The 16,131-nt window shown below is 59.8% G+C and carries 16 protein-coding genes; 8 read left to right on the forward strand and 8 right to left on the reverse strand.

Annotation, left to right across the window (positions count from 1 at the left end; translation table 11 throughout):
* Positions 1 to 356 precede the first annotated feature (356 nt).
* Together DR88_RS21090 and DR88_RS21085 are read left to right on the forward strand one after the other, a co-directional pair.
* Complete coding sequence (locus DR88_RS21090; RefSeq protein WP_032443794.1) at positions 357 to 1,226, forward strand: DMT family transporter; 870 nt, start codon at positions 357 to 359, stop codon at positions 1,224 to 1,226.
* A gap of 95 nt (positions 1,227 to 1,321) precedes the next feature.
* On the forward strand, positions 1,322 to 1,987 hold the full coding sequence (locus DR88_RS21085) for an HAD family hydrolase (protein WP_023158096.1): 666 nt from the start codon (positions 1,322 to 1,324) through the stop codon (positions 1,985 to 1,987).
* A gap of 360 nt (positions 1,988 to 2,347) precedes the next feature.
* Here DR88_RS21085 and DR88_RS0125185 read toward each other — a convergent pair whose 3' ends face one another.
* The 5 genes from DR88_RS0125185 to phnC all read right to left on the reverse strand — a co-directional run bounded on the left by DR88_RS0125185 (position 2,348) and on the right by phnC (position 6,237).
* A complete protein-coding gene (locus tag DR88_RS0125185) occupies positions 2,348 to 2,518 on the reverse strand; it encodes a LysR family transcriptional regulator (protein WP_085386411.1) in 171 nt (56 codons plus the stop codon).
* Positions 2,519 to 2,613: 95 nt separating this feature from the next.
* Positions 2,614 to 3,498: a phosphonate ABC transporter, permease protein PhnE gene (phnE, locus tag DR88_RS21080; protein WP_025861893.1), complete on the reverse strand. Its 885-nt coding sequence runs from the start codon at positions 3,496 to 3,498 to the stop codon at positions 2,614 to 2,616.
* Positions 3,495 to 4,367: a phosphonate ABC transporter, permease protein PhnE gene (gene phnE / locus DR88_RS21075; protein ID WP_002890001.1), complete on the reverse strand. Its 873-nt coding sequence runs from the start codon at positions 4,365 to 4,367 to the stop codon at positions 3,495 to 3,497. Before phnE (DR88_RS21075) ends, phnE (DR88_RS21080) begins: the two co-directional genes overlap by 4 nt.
* 66 nt (positions 4,368 to 4,433) lie before the next feature.
* The gene (gene phnD, locus DR88_RS21070; protein ID WP_002890002.1) at positions 4,434 to 5,372 is read right to left on the reverse strand and encodes a phosphonate ABC transporter substrate-binding protein; all 939 of its coding nucleotides are present in this window, start codon (positions 5,370 to 5,372) and stop codon (positions 4,434 to 4,436) included.
* 22 nt (positions 5,373 to 5,394) lie between these two features.
* Positions 5,395 to 6,237, reverse strand: a complete 843-nt coding sequence (gene phnC, locus DR88_RS21065) for a phosphonate ABC transporter ATP-binding protein (RefSeq protein ID WP_004177295.1) — start codon at positions 6,235 to 6,237, stop codon at positions 5,395 to 5,397.
* Between the two features lie 848 nt (positions 6,238 to 7,085).
* On the opposite strand from phnC, the gene ecpR reads away from it, so the two are divergent.
* The 6 genes from ecpR to DR88_RS21035 all read left to right on the forward strand — a co-directional run bounded on the left by ecpR (position 7,086) and on the right by DR88_RS21035 (position 13,880).
* The gene (ecpR, locus tag DR88_RS21060) at positions 7,086 to 7,628 is read left to right on the forward strand and encodes an ECP biosynthesis operon DNA-binding transcriptional regulator EcpR (RefSeq protein WP_004144585.1); all 543 of its coding nucleotides are present in this window, start codon (positions 7,086 to 7,088) and stop codon (positions 7,626 to 7,628) included.
* A gap of 74 nt (positions 7,629 to 7,702) precedes the next feature.
* Positions 7,703 to 8,290, forward strand: a complete 588-nt coding sequence (ecpA, locus tag DR88_RS21055; protein WP_002890053.1) for a common pilus major fimbrillin subunit EcpA — start codon at positions 7,703 to 7,705, stop codon at positions 8,288 to 8,290.
* Positions 8,291 to 8,348: 58 nt separating this feature from the next.
* Positions 8,349 to 9,017 (forward strand): fimbrial chaperone EcpB, encoded by a 669-nt coding sequence (locus DR88_RS21050; RefSeq protein WP_004144586.1) that lies wholly within the window; start codon positions 8,349 to 8,351, stop codon positions 9,015 to 9,017.
* 25 nt (positions 9,018 to 9,042) lie between these two features.
* The gene (locus DR88_RS21045; protein ID WP_004147261.1) at positions 9,043 to 11,568 is read left to right on the forward strand and encodes a fimbrial biogenesis outer membrane usher protein; all 2,526 of its coding nucleotides are present in this window, start codon (positions 9,043 to 9,045) and stop codon (positions 11,566 to 11,568) included.
* Positions 11,558 to 13,201, forward strand: a complete 1,644-nt coding sequence (ecpD, locus tag DR88_RS21040; RefSeq protein WP_002890060.1) for a fimbrial adhesin EcpD — start codon at positions 11,558 to 11,560, stop codon at positions 13,199 to 13,201. Before DR88_RS21045 ends, ecpD begins: the two co-directional genes overlap by 11 nt.
* A complete protein-coding gene (locus DR88_RS21035) occupies positions 13,170 to 13,880 on the forward strand; it encodes a fimbrial biogenesis chaperone (RefSeq protein WP_002890061.1) in 711 nt (236 codons plus the stop codon). Before ecpD ends, DR88_RS21035 begins: the two co-directional genes overlap by 32 nt.
* Positions 13,881 to 13,883: 3 nt before the next feature.
* Here the strand turns inward: DR88_RS21035 and DR88_RS21030 are convergent, their stop codons facing one another.
* The 3 genes from DR88_RS21030 to DR88_RS21020 are packed head-to-tail and all read right to left on the reverse strand — an operon-like array spanning position 13,884 to position 16,130.
* Positions 13,884 to 14,573, reverse strand: a complete 690-nt coding sequence (locus tag DR88_RS21030; RefSeq protein WP_004178714.1) for an amino acid ABC transporter permease — start codon at positions 14,571 to 14,573, stop codon at positions 13,884 to 13,886.
* Positions 14,563 to 15,315 carry an amino acid ABC transporter permease gene (locus DR88_RS21025; RefSeq protein WP_004178715.1) on the reverse strand — a complete coding sequence of 251 codons (753 nt, stop codon included), beginning with the start codon at positions 15,313 to 15,315 and terminating at the stop codon, positions 14,563 to 14,565. The genes DR88_RS21030 and DR88_RS21025 overlap by 11 nt, the downstream gene beginning before the upstream one ends.
* Positions 15,312 to 16,130 carry an amino acid ABC transporter ATP-binding protein gene (locus DR88_RS21020; RefSeq protein ID WP_011977712.1) on the reverse strand — a complete coding sequence of 273 codons (819 nt, stop codon included), beginning with the start codon at positions 16,128 to 16,130 and terminating at the stop codon, positions 15,312 to 15,314. The genes DR88_RS21025 and DR88_RS21020 overlap by 4 nt, the downstream gene beginning before the upstream one ends.
* Position 16,131 lies beyond the last annotated feature (1 nt).

Here is a 16,131-nt window from a genome sequence, read left to right on the forward strand (position 1 = left end):
ACGGCTGAATAAGCCGAGGCCGCCTTTACGTTTATTTACGATTAAAAATAAACAACCTCGGGATGGATCAGCCATAAAGGGCAGTTGTCACTTCGCAACGGTCTGTGCCAGGATGCTGACAGGAACATTTCACGAGGCATTCCATGACGCATTACGCCATCTCTAGCGAGACTTTGCCCGGCGCCGCTTTCGACGCGGGGTGGATGACGTCTGCGCCTCATCATCGCTTCGCCACGCTCTGCCCACCGCCTCCCCCTCCAGACCGGGTAGTTTTCGGCGCTTAACGCCGTCTTTAGCAGGCGCTTACCTGCCGGTATGACGCTTGTTACCTTGTGTTTGACGTTCTGGAGCATGCTATGCACGTTCGCTATTCTCTGCTCGCCTCGCAGGCGACAACGGCCCTTTTTGTGCTGCTGTGGGGCAGCGCGGCCATCTTCACCCGCTGGGGACTGGATAACGCCTCGCCGATGGCGCTGCTGGTCTTTCGTTTTCTGGTTGCCCTAGTCGCGCTGACGCCGCTGGCTATCGTCCGTCGGCGCTGGCTGCCCGCGCCGGGCACCCGCCTGCAGACAGCTGTCACCGGTCTGATGCTGATTGGCGGCTATTCGGTCTGTTACTTCGAGGCGATGGCCAACGGCGTGACGCCGGGACTTATCGCCACCATCATGGGGATCCAGCCCATCCTTACGCTTTGCGTGGTGGAGCGCCGCCTGCAGGGGCGGCGGCTGTCAGGACTGCTGCTTGCCCTGGCGGGGCTGGTGCTATTGGTGTGGCGCAGCCTGGCGGCCTCGCCGATGGCGACGGTGGGGATCCTGTTTGCGCTGGCGGCGCTGCTGCTGATGACCTTTGGCGCGCTGTGGCAAAAGCGCAGCCGTCAGGCGCCGGCGGATGTCCTGCCGCTGCAGTATGCCGTTAGTCTGGGGCTGTGCCTGCTGATTGCCCCGATCAGCGGCTTCCAGTTTACCGTTAACGCCGGGTTGATTATTCCGGTGCTGTTTCTCGGGCTGCTGATTTCGGTGGTCGCCCAGCTACTGCTGTACCGTCTGCTGAGCGCGGGAAATATCGTCAATGTCACCAGCCTTTTTTATCTGGTGCCAGCGATCACGGCGCTGCTGGATTATCTGCTGCTGGGCAACCGGCTGCCGGCGGCGGCGATGATCGGTATGATGGCGATCGTCGGCGGGATCGTGCTGGTGTTCCGCACCGCGAAGGTCCGCGCCGGCTGATGGCGAGCCGGGCGCTGCGGCGTCCGGTTCATTTTCCTGTCATCTTTTTTACGCATGCTCCCGGCAGCTTATTTTGACCAGTAAGGGAAAGTACCATGGGCAACACGCTGACGATTTTTGATCTCGATAACACCCTGATACAGGGCGATAGCAGTACGGTCTGGAGCCAGTTTATGGTTCGCGAAGGGCTGGCGACGCAGAAGGGGTATCTTGCCCGCGAGGCGCGGCTAATGGCGGATTATGACCGGGGAGAGATGAATATCGCCGATTATGTGGCCCTGATCCAGGCGCCGCTGGCCGGAATACCGAAGTCGGTCGTTGACGCGCTGGTGGCCCGCTGCGTGCGCGAGGCGATCCTGCCCCGGGTCTATCCGCAGGCGTGGGAGCTCATTCGTCGTCTGCGGGCCGAGGGAGAGCAGATGCTGATTATCTCCGCCTCGGTTAGCCTGCTGGTGCAGGCGGTGGCCGCCGCGCTGGAGATCGATCAGGCGCTGGGTATTGACGTGGCGATGGTCGACGGCGGCTACAGCGGTGAAATCACCGGGATCCCCAGCTATCAGCAGGGGAAGGTGGCGCGTCTGGCGCAGTGGCGCGAGGCGCATCCGCAGTATGACGGCGAGGTGACGTTCTATACCGATTCCATTAACGATCTGCCGCTGTGCCTGCATGCGGATCGCGTGCGGCTGGTCAATCCCTGTCCGCAGCTGCAGGCGGCCGGTGCCGGATACGGCTGGCCGGTGCTGAGCTGGCGGCTGGAATAGCGGAGCGGATAAATTTTTCTACAGGCCTGCGGGTTCAGTCGTCCCAGGCCGGATAAGCCCTGTAGGCCGGGTAAGGCGCAGCCGCCACCCGGCAAAATAACGGCGCAACCGGAAATGTCCCTGCCCGCGCTGCGCTTAGCAGGGCTACAGCTTCTATGTTACTTCCGGGCCGATTGCGCTCCCGGTTAATTGTCTGCGTTATGGCAGTCATGGTGCAGGGAGCGCACAGGGGGCGGCCAGTCGCCGCCGCCCCCTGTACCCCCGGGCTCCGGCCAGCAACATCGCCGCTGCGCGGTCCCTTCGACTTATCCCTGCAGGCTTCGGGTCGGGCCGAGGCAGCGTCCCTGCAAAACACGGCCCTCAGCCCGCATCCATGCGGGCTGCCCCGGCCTTCCGGGAACGTCTCAGCGATGTTGAGGCCGCCAGCACCGGCAGTTTCAGCAGCCCCTGCGCCAGCGGTGATTTGGGGTTGTAGGCCGGGTAAGGCGCAGCCGCCACCCGGCATAAACGCAGCTCCGTGCCTGATGCCATCGCCCGGCGGCGCCGTTGCTTGCCGGGCCTGGAGACAGTCGGAGCCGGACGAGTAGGCCGGATAAGGCGAAGCCGCCATCCGGCGCAAAGGCGCGCTAGCGTCCGCCCTGATACAGCGGCACCGCGGCGCCGCCGATATAGCGACGGCGCAGCCAGGCGGAAAGGGTGTCCATGATCATTACCACCGCCACCAGCAGCAGGGTGATAAACATCACCACATCCCAGTTCCACAGACGCATATTCTCGGCATAGATAAGCCCGATACCGCCGGCGCCGACGAAGCCCAGCACCGCCGCGGAGCGGGTGTTGGATTCAATCTGATACAGGCTAAGCGCGAGGAAGGTCGGGAACGACTGGGTAAAAATGCCAAAGCGATGCTTTTGCAGGCCATTCGCGCCCACGGCGGTCAGCCCGCGCCCGGGAGATCGGTCCACGGCTTCGTGTCCTTCCGCGTACAGCCGTCCCAGCAGGCCGGTGTCCTGCATGATGATCGCCAGCACCCCTGCCAGCGGCCCGAGGCCGACCGCACGCACGAAAATCAGCCCCCAGATAGCCATGTCGATCCCGCGCAGTACATCAAACAGGCGGCGCATCAGCAGGGCGAGGGTCCCCAGCACCACGCCGCGCATGATGTTGCGGGCGGCGAAGAAGGAGAGCAGCAGCGCCAGCACCGTGGCGGTCAGCGTCCCGGCGAAGACGATGGCCAGGGTGACGCCGATTTGCGTAAAGTAATAGCCGAACGGCCAGTTCCAGAAGTCGTGCCAGACGAACATCCGCGCCAGGTAGCGGCCAATCTGCTGCAGGCCGGTGGTCAGCTGTTCGCCGCTGACGCCGAACTGCAGAAAAAACCAGACGTAATAGAGCAGGCAGGCTAGCGCCACCAGCCCGACGTAGAGCAGGTAGCGCCCCTGGACCTGATAGAGCTGCTTATGCTGCCGCCGGCTGGCGGCGAGATCCGGTTGCATGTGCCAGACGCTCATTTCTTACCCTCCAGTACCCACAGGCGCAGACGACCGGACAGCATGTCCAGCGCCGACACCACCAGAATGATCAGCAGCAGGGTGATGCTCACCTGATCGTAGCGGTCGAGCTTGATGTTGGTCATCAGCTCCTGGCCGATGCCGCCCGCGCCCACCAGCCCGAGAATGGTCGACGAGCGGAAGTTGATTTCAAGCCGCATAAAGCCATAGGAGAGAAACAGCGGTTTCACTTGCGGCCAGAGGGCGAAGCGAATTTTCTGCAGCGGGGACGCGCCGCAGGCCGCCAGGCCGCGTACCGGTTTGTTTTGCGCGCTTTCCACCGCCTCGTAGAACAGTTTGGTCAGGCTGCCGACGGTATGCAGCATCAGCGCCAGAAAGCCCGGGATCGCGCCGATGCCGAACGCCATCACAAAGATCACCGCCCACGCCAGCTCGGGCATGGTGCGCAAAAAGGCTACCAGCACGCGAATGGCAAAGCGCACCGGCGCCGGGGACCAGGCGTTATTGGCGGCAAGAAACGCGAAAACCGTGGCGATGGCGACCGCCACCAGGGTTGAGGCCAGCGCCAGCTGCAGGGTTTCCCAGATCAGCGGCAGCTGGATCGGCAGGCGATAGCCCCACCAGGCCAGCGACCCTTTGGTCTGCACATCGGCGAACAGGTTGCCGGCGCTAAGGGGCGGAATGGTCTCTGCCATATAGTCAAAGAAGTGGGGCAGCGAGTGCCAGATAGTCAGCAGATTAAATTCCGCGGCGCTGCCGGCGGCAAAATAGAGCGCCAGCAGCAGCAGCGACCAGCAGACGGCATCGCGCTTTTGCCGCGAGCGTACCTGCTGGTAATAGCGTTCAAATTCGGTGTGGGTTGTCTTCATGCGTCGGGGATCTTCAACGTAGCGCCGCCGCTTACCCTGGGGCAAGCAGGCGGCGTTGAGGCAGGATTAACGCGCGCTCACCAGCTCGCGTTTCATATCAATAATCTGCTGGAAGTCAGCAACGCTGCCCGGGCCGATGTGCTGAGTACCGCCCATCGCTTTGATAAAGCAGGCGTGATCCTCGGTGTCCAGCTTTTTCACTGCCGCCACGACCTTCGCCTTAAAGTCCGCCGGCAGCGCATTGCTCACCAGGATCGGGCCGTTCGGGATCAGCGGCGATTGCCAGATAATGCGGATCTGCTTCATCAGATCCGGATGATCCATGCGAATCAGGCGGTTGAACGCGCCGGTAGTGTAGCCGGTGTTGTAATCGCCAACCATCGAGGCCCACGTGACCGCGCCCGCGAACTGGCCATTCAGCACGCCGAGGATGTCCTGCTCATGGCCGCCGGAGAAGGTGACGCTGGAGAAGGTGTTGTTGTATTTGTTGTCGGCGTTACCGCCAAATTTTTCTTTAAACGCATGGTTAGGGATCAGATACCCGGAAGTGGAATCCGGATCGGCGAAGCCGAAGGCTTTGCCTTTTAAATCGTCCAGCGTTTTGTAGGGGGAGTCGGCTTTGACGATCACCACTGAGTGATAGCCGCGAGACTGATCTTTGTCGTCCACGGCGATGCCGACGATATCCACCGCTTTCGGATTATTGAGATAAACCGAGGCGTAGGAGGAGGGGGACATGCTCAGCACCACGTCGACTTTGCCCCCCAGCAGGCCCTGGATCACCCCGGAATAGTCGGAAGAGTTGCGCAGTTTGGTATCCACGTTCAGCTCTTTATCGAGGAAGGCCTTCACGCACTGGTTATCGCCGATTTGCTGAGTGGCGTTCTGGCCGCCGAGAATGCCCAGATTGAGCTCTTTCGGCTGCGCCGCCGCTGCCTGCCATGCCATCATCATGCCCGCGACCATTGCGGATAAACGAACTGCGCCAGTCATATATTTTTTCATTATGTTGCCCGTGTGAGTGAAATTAATGCAATTGGCTAACTTCATCGCCGTACAGCCGCTGCAGCACATCCTGCGTCAGCCGGGAGGGGTGATCGTCAAAAATAAGCTGGCCGCTGGCGACGCCGATAACCCGGGTGCAGTAGGCCCTGACCAGCTCCACCGAATGCAGGTTTACCATCACGCTGATACCCTGCTCGCTAATCTCGCGCAGCACATCCATGATGCGCTGAGTGTTTTTCGGATCCAGCGAGGCGACAGGCTCGTCGGCCAGCAGGATCCCGGGGTTTTGCATCAGCGCCCGGCAGATCGCCACCCGCTGCATCTGCCCGCCGGAGAGGTTCTCCGCCCGCTGCAGCGCGTGCGGCAGCATGTTCATCCACTCAAGCAGCGCAATGGCGCGCGCCCGGTCGGCTGCGGGAAAGATTTTAAACAGCGATTTCAGGGTTGAAGTCTGGCTGAGGCGGCCCAGCAGGACGTTGGTGAGCACGTCGAGGCGCGGCACCAGGCAGAAGTCCTGAAAAATCATTCCGCAGTGGCTACGCCAGGCATTGAGCGCACGGCCTTTCAGCTGTGAGACATCGTGCGGGGTACCGACTTCCGGGTAGCTAAGAATTTCTCCGCCGCTGGCGCTGTGGGTGCCGTTGAGGACATGCAGGAGCGTCGATTTACCGGCGCCGGAGCGGCCAATGACCCCGACCATTTCCCCGGCGTGCAGATCAAAGCTGATGCCGTCCAGCACCTTGTGCTGGGCTTGATAAGCTTTACTCAGATTACGCACGCTTAAGACCTTCCGCTGCCGGCCGGCAGCGAGATCGGTGAACGGCTGGAAATCAGTTTCGGCCACCGCGGCAAGAGAGCTGTTCATAAGAGTGTCCAGGTTCGTCATTAACTGGCCACTATTAATAGGTCTTTATATGAAATTTCGATGACGGTATTGCGAACAAAGCGTGAACTGGCGTGAAAGAGCGACGGCCAGCGGCTCAACGCGTGCGGCATGCCGGCGGCTGGCGAAGCGCCGAAAAGCCGCTATGCTTTGGAGGACGCGGGGACAGACCGGTTCGTAGGCGTAGACAGCCTTCGGCAATCTTCGCTTAATCTTGATGAAGAAGACTGTTTAATCGAATAGATAATGCGTCTGCCTTTGTTTAGCATTCAACATCCCGCATGTATTAACATATACATAACTATTTTGTGCGGCAGGTTAATCTATTCATTAGTCTTATGTGTTGGTGAATCATCCTGGTTTTTGTTTATTTGTAGATTTATATCCTTTCTTTTGTGCTAAATCCGGTTTATTTGATAAGCCATTCAAGAGTCCCATTAAGAATATTCCTAACATAATAGGGCGAAGATCCTGGGTAATATAAAGCGCAGATAAGAATTGACGGTTATATTACCAATAACCGTATGAAAATAAATGTCTTTTTCTGGCGCTCAAAAATTTGATATTTTCAGTTTTTGTAAATATTGACCTGGGCGCGAAATTCATTGCCTTTCCGCATGTTGACACTCCATAGGAAAAAACTTAAATTCAACGCCAAGCAGAAAATAATTATAGTTTAATCCCCCGCTTATCCAATATTGATAAGTAATGCGTGTCTTATTTAATGGCGATTTATTAAAGGAAACGAATACGCCAGTAAACTTTATAGGCCTGGCAAGCAGTGACGTTGTAAAAATGATTACTTCAAGGACTATGAGGTTAAAAACTATATGGAATATAAAAGCTGTTCCGATAAGTATATTTGGTCTGCCGATGACTCCTATTTCTATAAAGGACTGTCCGAACTGATTGTAGACATCGACGAATTAATTTATCTCTCACTGGAGAAAATCAGAAAAGATTTTGTGTTTATCAATCTCAATACGGCTTCATTAAACGAATTTATCAGGCGCGACAGCGAATGGCTATCCGCGGTAAAGGGGAAACAGGTCGTATTGATTGCGGCCAGGAAATCAGAGGCCTTAGCGAACTACTGGTATTACAATAGCGATATTCGCGGGGTGGTATATGTTGGTCTGAGTCGCGATATTCGAAAAGAGTTGGCCTATGTAATTAATGGCAGGTTTCTCCGCAAAGATATTAAGAAAGATAAAATTACAGATCGGGAAATGAAAATTATCCGCATGACCGCCCAGGGCATGCAGCCGAAATCGATCGCCAGAATTGAAAATTGTAGCGTGAAGACAGTGTATACCCATCGGCGTAATGCTGAGGCCAAACTGTATTCCAAAATATATAAGTTAGTTCAGTAACACCCAGGCAATTCTGTTTTTTAAATGGTTCACCGGGACATCATGTCCTTAATTCAACTCAGGATGAAAAAGCGATGAAAAAAAAGGTTCTGGCAATAGCTCTGGTAACGGCGTTTACCGGTATGGGCGTGGCGCAGGCTGCTGACGTAACGGCTCAGGCTGTAGCGACCTGGTCTGCGACCGCTAAAAAAGACACCACCAGCAAGCTGGTTGTGACCCCGCTCGGCAGCCTGGCGTTCCAGTACGCCGAAGGCATTAAAGGCTTTAACTCGCAGAAAGGTCTGTTTGACGTGGCGATTGAGGGGGACACAACGGCGACCGCCTTTAAGCTGACCTCGCGTCTTATCACCAACACCTTAACCCAGCTGGATACCTCCGGCTCCACGCTGAGCGTGGGCGTGGATTATAACGGCGCCGCGGTGGAAAAAACTGGCGATACCGTGATGATCGATACCGCCAACAATATTATGGGCGGCAACCTCAGCGCGCTGGCTAATGGCTACAACGCCAGCGGCCGTACCACAGCGCAGGATGGTTTCACTTTCTCCATCATCAGCGGCACCACCAACGGCACCACCGCCGTGACCGATTACAGCACTCTGCCGGAAGGGATCTGGAGCGGCGACGTCAGCGTACAGTTCGACGCCACCTGGACCAGTTGATCCTTCTGATGCACCAGCAGGGGGATCTCCCCCTGCTTTTTTCACGGACGGAATTGTTATGAAAAAGCACCTTCTGGCCCTCGGGCTGCTGCTTGCCGGGGTGTCGCCGGCGCAGGCGCTGGATGTCGGCGATATTTCATCCTTTATGAACAGCGGCAGCAGCACGCTGAGCAAAACGATCAAGAACAGCACAGACAGCGGTCGACTGATCAATATCCATCTCGAACGGCTCTCTTCCCCGCTGGACGGCGGGCAGGTTATCCCGATGGACAAACCGGATGAGGTATTGCTCACTCCCGCCAGCCTGCTGCTACCCGCCCAGGCCAGCGATGTGATCCGCTTCTTCTACAAAGGCCCGGCGGATGACAAAGAGCGCTACTACCGCATTGTCTGGTTCGATCAGGCGCTCAGCGATGCCCAACGCGATAACGCCAACCGCAGCGCGGTGGCCACTGCTTCCGCCCGCATCGGCACCATCCTGGTGGTGGCGCCCCGGCAGGTGAACTATCGCTTTCAGTACGCCAACGGCTCTCTGACCAACACCGGGAATGCGACGCTGCGGATCCTCGCCTACGGCCCCTGCCTGAAGGCCGCCGATGGTAAGGAATGTAAAGAGAATTACTACCTGATGCCGGGTAAATCGCGCCGTTTTACGCGCGTGGACACGGCGGATAAAAAAGGACGGGTGGCGCTTTGGCAGGGTGAGCAGTTTGTTCCCGTGAAATAGACAGCTGTGCAGATGGATAACGACGATGCCTCAACGATGGATTACCCCAGGACTGAAAACGCGGCTTGCCTTCGGCATGATCTTTTTGTTCGTTCAGCCCGACGTCAGCGCTGCCGCCGCAGGCGCGCAGCAGATTGGCGGGGTGATTATTCCGCAGGCCTTCAGCCAGGCGCTGCAGGACGGCATGAGCGTCCCGCTCTATATTCATCTCGCCGGCAGCCAGAGCACCCGGGACGATCAGCGGATCGGCAGCGCCTTTATCTGGCTGGACGGCGGCCAGCTGCGCGTCCGGCAGATCCAGCTGGAGGAGAGCGAAGGTAACGCCAGCGTCAGCGAACAGACCCGCCAGCAGCTGATCGGCCTGGCCAACGCCCCGTTCAGCGAGGCGCTCACCATTCCCCTGACCGACAGCGCACAGCTGGATCTCAGCCTGCGCCAGCTGCTGTTGCAGCTGGTGGTCAAGCGCGAGGCGCTGGGCACCGTCCTGCGCTCGCGCAGCGAAGATATCGGTCAGTCCAGCGTGAACACCCTCAGCAGCAACCTGAGCTATAACCTCGGCGTCTATAACAACCAGATGCGTAACGGCGGGAGCAACACCTCCAGCTACCTGTCGCTGAACAACGTCACGGCGCTGCGGGAGCATCACGTGGTGCTCGACGGCTCGCTATACGGCATCGGCAGCGGTCAGCAGGACAGTGAATTATATAAGGCCATGTATGAGCGCGATTTCGCCGGCCACCGCTTTGCCGGCGGGATGCTTGACACCTGGAACCTGCAGTCCCTGGGACCGATGACCGCTATTTCGGCCGGTAAGATTTACGGCCTTTCCTGGGGGAACCAGGCCAGCTCCACCGTCTTCGACAACAGCCAGTCCGCCACGCCGGTGATCGCCTTTCTGCCGGCGGCGGGCGAGGTGCATCTCACCCGTGACGGTCGGTTGCTGAGCGTCCAGAACTTCGCTATGGGCAACCATGAAGTGGATACCCGCGGCCTGCCGTACGGTATTTACGACGTGGAAGTGGAGGTGATCGTCAATGGTCGGGTGGTCAGCAAACGCACCCAGCGGGTCAATAAGCTGTTCAGCCGGGGACGCGGCGCCGGCGCGCCGCTGGCGTGGCAGGTATGGGGCGGCAGTTTTCATATGGACCGCTGGTCAGAGAGCGGGAAAAAGACCCGGCCGGCGAAAGAGAGTTGGCTGGCAGGCCTTTCGGCCTCCGGGTCGCTCAGCACCCTGAGCTGGGCGGCTACGGGCTATGGCTACGACAACCAGGCGGTGGGGGAAACCCGCCTGACGCTACCGCTGGGCGAGTCGATCAACGTTAACCTGCAAAACATGCTGGCCAGCGACAGCTCGTGGAGCAGCGTCGGCAGCATCAGCGCCACGTTGCCCGGGGGATTCAGTTCAGTGTGGGTTAACCAGGAGAGAACCCGCATTGGCGATCAATTGCGGCGCAGCGATGCCGACAACCGGGCGATCGGCGGCACCCTCAACCTGAACGCGCTGTGGTCGAAGCTGGGGACGTTCAGCGTCAGCTACAACGATGACCGTCGCTACAACAGCCATTACTACACCGCGGATTACTATCAGACGGTCTACAGCGGCGCCTTTGGCTCGCTCGGCCTGCGGGCGGGGATCCAGCGCTATAACAATGGCGACAGCAGCGCCAACACCGGGAAATATATCGCCCTCGATCTGTCGCTGCCGCTGGGCAACTGGTTCAGCGCCGGGATGACCCATCAGAACGGCTACACCATGGCTAATCTCTCAGCGCGCAAGCAGTTTGATGAAGGCACTATTCGCACCATCGGCGCCAATCTTTCGCGGGCCATCTCCGGCGATACCGGGGATGACAAAACCCTCAGCGGCGGCGCGTATGCCCAGTTCGACGCCCGCTACGCCAGCGGCACGCTGAACGTCAACAGCGCGGCGGACGGCTACGTCAACACCAACCTCACCGCCAGCGGCAGCGTCGGCTGGCAGGGTAAAAATATCGCCGCCAGCGGACGAACCGACGGCAACGCCGGGGTGATCTTCAACACCGGGCTGGAGGACGATGGTCAGATTAGCGCCAGGGTTAACGGGCGGATCTTCCCGCTCAGCGGCAAGCGTAACTACCTGCCGCTCTCTCCCTATGGTCGCTATGAGGTGGAGCTGCAGAACAGCAAAAACTCGCTCGACAGCTACGACATCGTCAGCGGGCGCAAGAGTCATCTGACCCTTTATCCGGGCAACGTCGCGGTGATTGAGCCAGAGGTGAAGCAGATGGTCACCGTCTCCGGCCGTATTCGTGCGGAAGACGGCACGCTGCTGGCGAATGCGCGGATTAACAACCATATCGGCCGTACCCGCACCGATGAAAACGGCGAGTTTGTCATGGACGTGGATAAGAAATACCCCACTATCGATTTCAGCTACGGCGGCAATAAAACCTGCGAAGTGGCGCTGGAGCTCAGCCAGGCGCGCGGCGCCGTCTGGGTCGGGGATGTGGTCTGCAGCGGCCTCTCGTCGTGGGCGGCGGTGCAGCAGTCAGGAGAAGAGAATGAAAGTTAATGCACTGATGGCGCTGGCGATCCTCGCGCTGCTCTGGCCGGCAGCCGCGCTCAGGGCGGCGGTGACCAAGACCACCTGGTCGGATGCGCCGGCGCGCGAGTTTGTGTTTGTGGAAAACAACTCCGACGACAACTTTTTCGTCACCCCCGGCGGGGCGCTGGATCCGCGTATGACCGGCGCTAACCGCTGGACCGGCTTAAAATACACCGGCTCCGGGACCATCTATCAGCAGAGTCTCGGCTATATCGATAATGGCTACAACACCGGGCTCAATGCCAACTGGAAGTTTGATATGTGGCTGGAAAACTCACCGGTTTCACACCCCTTAACCGGCCTGCGCTGCATCAACTGGTACGCCGGGTGCGATATGGCTACCAGCCTGATCCTGCCGCAGACCACCGACGCCAGCGGGTTTTACGGCGCGACGGTGACCAGCGGCGGCGCGAAATGGATGCACGGCATGATGTCGGACGCCTTCTATCAATATCTGCAGCAGATGCCGGTCGGCGGCAGCTTTACGATGACCATCAATGCCTGTCAGACCTCGGTGAACTACGATGCCAGCAGCGGCGCGCGCTGTAAGGATCAGGCCTCCGGTAACTGGTATGTGCGCAACGTCACCCACACCAAAGCCGCGAACCTGCGGTTGATTAATACCCACTCGCTGGCGGAGGTGTTTATCAACAGCGATGGCGTGCCGACCCTCGGGGAAGGGAACGCCGACTGCCGGACGCAGACCATCGGCAGCCGCTCAGGATTAAGCTGTAAGATGGTCAACTATACCTTGCAGACCAACGGCTTAAGCAACACCTCGATCCATATTTTCCCGGCGATCGCCAACTCGTCGCTGGCCTCGGCCGTCGGGGCGTACGATATGCAGTTCAGCCTCAACGGCAGCTCCTGGAAGCCGGTGAGCAATACCGCCTATTACTACACCTTCAACGAGATGAAGAGCTCGGACTCGATCTATGTTTTCTTCTCCAGCAACTTCTTTAAACAGATGGTGAACCTCGGGATCAGCGATATCAACACCAAGGATCTGTTCAACTTTCGCTTTCAGAACACCACCTCGCCGGAGTCAGGCTGGTATGAGTTTTCCACCTCCAACACGCTGATTATCAAGCCTCGTGATTTCAGCATCAGCATTATCTCCGACGAATATACCTCGGCGCCGTCGCGCGAGGGGTATGTCGGCAGCGGCGAACCGGCGCTCGATTTCGGCTACATCGTCACCACCAGCGGTAAAACGGCCGCCGATGAAGTGCTGATCAAGGTGACCGGACCGGCGCAGGTGATTGGCGGGCGTTCCTACTGTCTCTTCAGCTCCGATGACGGTACGGCGAAAGTGCCGTTCCCGGCGACGCTCTCTTTTATCACCCGCAGCGGCACGACGCAGACCTACGATGCCGGGTGCGATGACAGCTGGCGGGATATGACCGATGCGCTGTGGCTGACCACGCCGTGGACCGATATCTCCGGCGAAGTGGGGCAGATGGATAAGACCACGGTGAAATTTTCGATTCCGATGGATAACGCCATTTCGCTGCGTACGGTAGACGATAACGGCTGGTTTGGCGAAGTCAGCGCTTCAGGAGAGATTCATGTCCAGGCGACGTGGCGCAACATTAACTAAGGCCCTGCTGACCGTGGGCTGCCTGCTGGCAGCGCCGCTGGCGCAGGCGATCTCGGTCGGCAACCTGACCTTTTCCCTGCCGGCTGAAGCGGATTTCGCCAGCAAACGGGTGGTCAACAACAATAAAAGCGCGCGGCTGTACCGCATCGCCGTCAGCGCCATCGATCGCCCGGGCGGCAGCGAAGTCCGCTCCCGGCCGGTGGATGGCGAACTGCTGTTCGCCCCCCGCCAGCTGGTGCTGCAGGCAGGTGAGAGCGAGTATTTTAAATTTTACTATCATGGGCCGCGGGATAACCGCGAGCGCTACTATCGGGTCTCGTTTCGCGAAATCCCCACCCGCAACCTGACGAGGCGCAGCCCGACCGGCGGCGAGGTCAGCATGGAGCCGGTGGTGGTGATGGATACCATTCTGGTGGTGCGCCCGCGCGAGGTACAGTTTAAATGGTCTTTCGATAAGGTGGCCGGGACGGTGAGCAACACCGGCAATACCTGGTTTAAGCTGCTGATTAAGCCCGGATGCGATTCGACCGAAGAGGAGGGGGACGCGTGGTATCTGCGTCCCGGGGACGTGGTTCGCCAGCCGGCGCTGCGCCAGCCGGGGAACCACTATCTGGTCTATAACGACAAATTTATTAAGATCAGCGATACCTGTCCGCTGAAGCCCCGTCCCGCGGAGTGAGCCTTATCTGGTGGTCGCGCGGCGGGTAAAGCGCCGGCTGGCCAGCAGGCTCAGACCGCAGCACAGCAGGTAGTACACCGCGCCGGTGAAGACGAAGATCGCCAGGGGATAGATCTGCACCCGGTTGTTGACCTGGCCGGCCACGGTGGTCAGCTCCGGGACGTTGACGATAAACGCCAGCGAAGTGTCCTTCAGCAGGCCGATAAAGATCCCCACCAGCGACGGCTGAACGTTGCGCAGCGCCTGCGGGAGCAGCACCAGGCGCAGCGTTTGCCCGGGAGCGAACCCCTGGGTCAGCGCCGCCTCATACTGTCCTTTCGGCAGCGACTGCAGCCCGGCCAGCACCGAGTGCATCACCGAGGCGGCGGTAAACCACGCCAGCGCCAGGGTCACGGTCACCGCGCCGGGCAGATCGCCGCCGGTCAGCATCGGCAGCAGATACCACAGCCAGAAGATGACAAATATCAGCGGGATGCCGCGGATAATTTCCGCCCACAGAAACAGCAGACGCCGCACCAGCCCGCCGTAGCGCCAGGCCAGGCCCGCCAGCGCAATGCCTCCCGGCAGCGCCAGCAGGGTGGCGCCGATGGCCATCAGCAGGGTCAGCGCCACGCCGCCGGGCTGGCCCTCCGCTAGTCGGCCCCACAGCAGGTAATCGAGGTTATCGGCGATCACCGCCAGGTTAGCGTTCATGTCGGGCGCTCCGTTGCAGTTTTCTTCCCGGGCCGAGACGCGTGAGCGCCACGCCCATCGCCACCCCCAGCGCCAGGTACAGCGCGGTGCCGACGGCAAACGCCTCCAGGGCGTGCGCGTTATAGCTCTCAATCTGCCGCACCTGATAGGTCAGTTCCGCAAAGCCGATGCCGCTGGCCAGCGATGAGAGTTTCATCAGGTTGAGATACTGGCCGACAATCGGCTGCCAGGCGTTGGCCAGTCCCTGCGGCAGGAGGATAAAGCGCAGCTCCTGCCACGGCGTAAAGCCCTGCGACAGCGCGGCTTCCCGCTGCCCGTGGCTGACGGCGCGCAGTCCGGAGGCGATCTCTTCCACCAGAAAGGCGGAGGTAAAGACCCCCAGCCCCCACATTGAGCAGAGGAACTCCGGCGTCAGCCACCAGACGTTGCCCGGCAGAATGGACCAGGCGTGTTCGTCGTTCACCACCTCCTTCACCGCCAGCGGCAGCAGGTTCCAGGCGGCAAAGTACCAGAACAGCAGCTGGACCAGCAGCGGGGTATTGCGAAACAACGAGACCCACGCGGCCACCAGTCCGCGCCCCGCGCGTCCGCCGCCGAGGCGCAGGGCCAGCAGCAGGACCGCCAGCAGGGTGGCGAGCAGGATCCCGGCGACGCTGACCCAGACGGTGGTGAGAAAACCAGAGATAATCCATTGCAACGGCTGCCCGCTCAGGACGCCGTGCCAGTCAAGCATCGGCGTCACTCGAGGCTCTCCTGGTGCAGCGGATCCAGCACCTTCTGCAGAAAACGCCGCGCGCGGGCATGCTGCGGATGGGCGAAAAACTCAGCCGGCGGGGCGACTTCGAGGATGTCGCCGCCGTCGATAAACACCACCCGGTCGGCAATTTCGCGGGCAAACTGCATCTCGTGGGTCACCACCAGCATGGTGATCCCGCTGTGGGCGAGGGTTTTCATCACCTGCAGCACTTCGCCGATCATCTCCGGGTCGAGCGCCGAGGTGGGCTCATCGAACAGGATAATCTGCGGCGAGGAGGCCAGGGCGCGGGCGATGGCCACCCGCTGCTGCTGGCCGCCGGAGAGCTGCGCCGGCATCTGCTGCGCTTTTTCTTCCAGTCCGACCTGACGCAGCAGCGCCAGCGCCCGCGCCTGAGCCGCGCTTTTCCCCCAGCCATGAACGCGCTCCAGCGCCAGAGTGATGTTCTCCTGCGCCGTCAGGTGGGCATAAAGGTTGAACTGCTGGAAGACAAAGCCGACGCGGCTGCGCAGCTGGCGCAAGGCGCTGCCGCTCAGCCGGCTGGTGGGTTTGCCGTCGATCAGGATCTCGCCGCCGCTTAAGGATTCGAGCTGGTTGATCAAGCGGATCAGCGTCGATTTTCCCGAACCGGAAGGGCCGAGGATCGCCACCACTTCGCCGGGCTCGACCTGTAGGTTGATGGCGTTAAGTACCTGATGATCGCCGTAGCGCTTGGCCACATCACGGAACGTAATGCTGGCGCGCTGCAGACGTGAAAAATCCGCGGCCGGAGCCGCGGAGTGGGAGAGTAAACCCGAGAACATA

Source organism: Klebsiella pneumoniae (assembly GCF_000742135.1).
GTDB lineage: Bacteria > Pseudomonadota > Gammaproteobacteria > Enterobacterales > Enterobacteriaceae > Klebsiella > Klebsiella pneumoniae.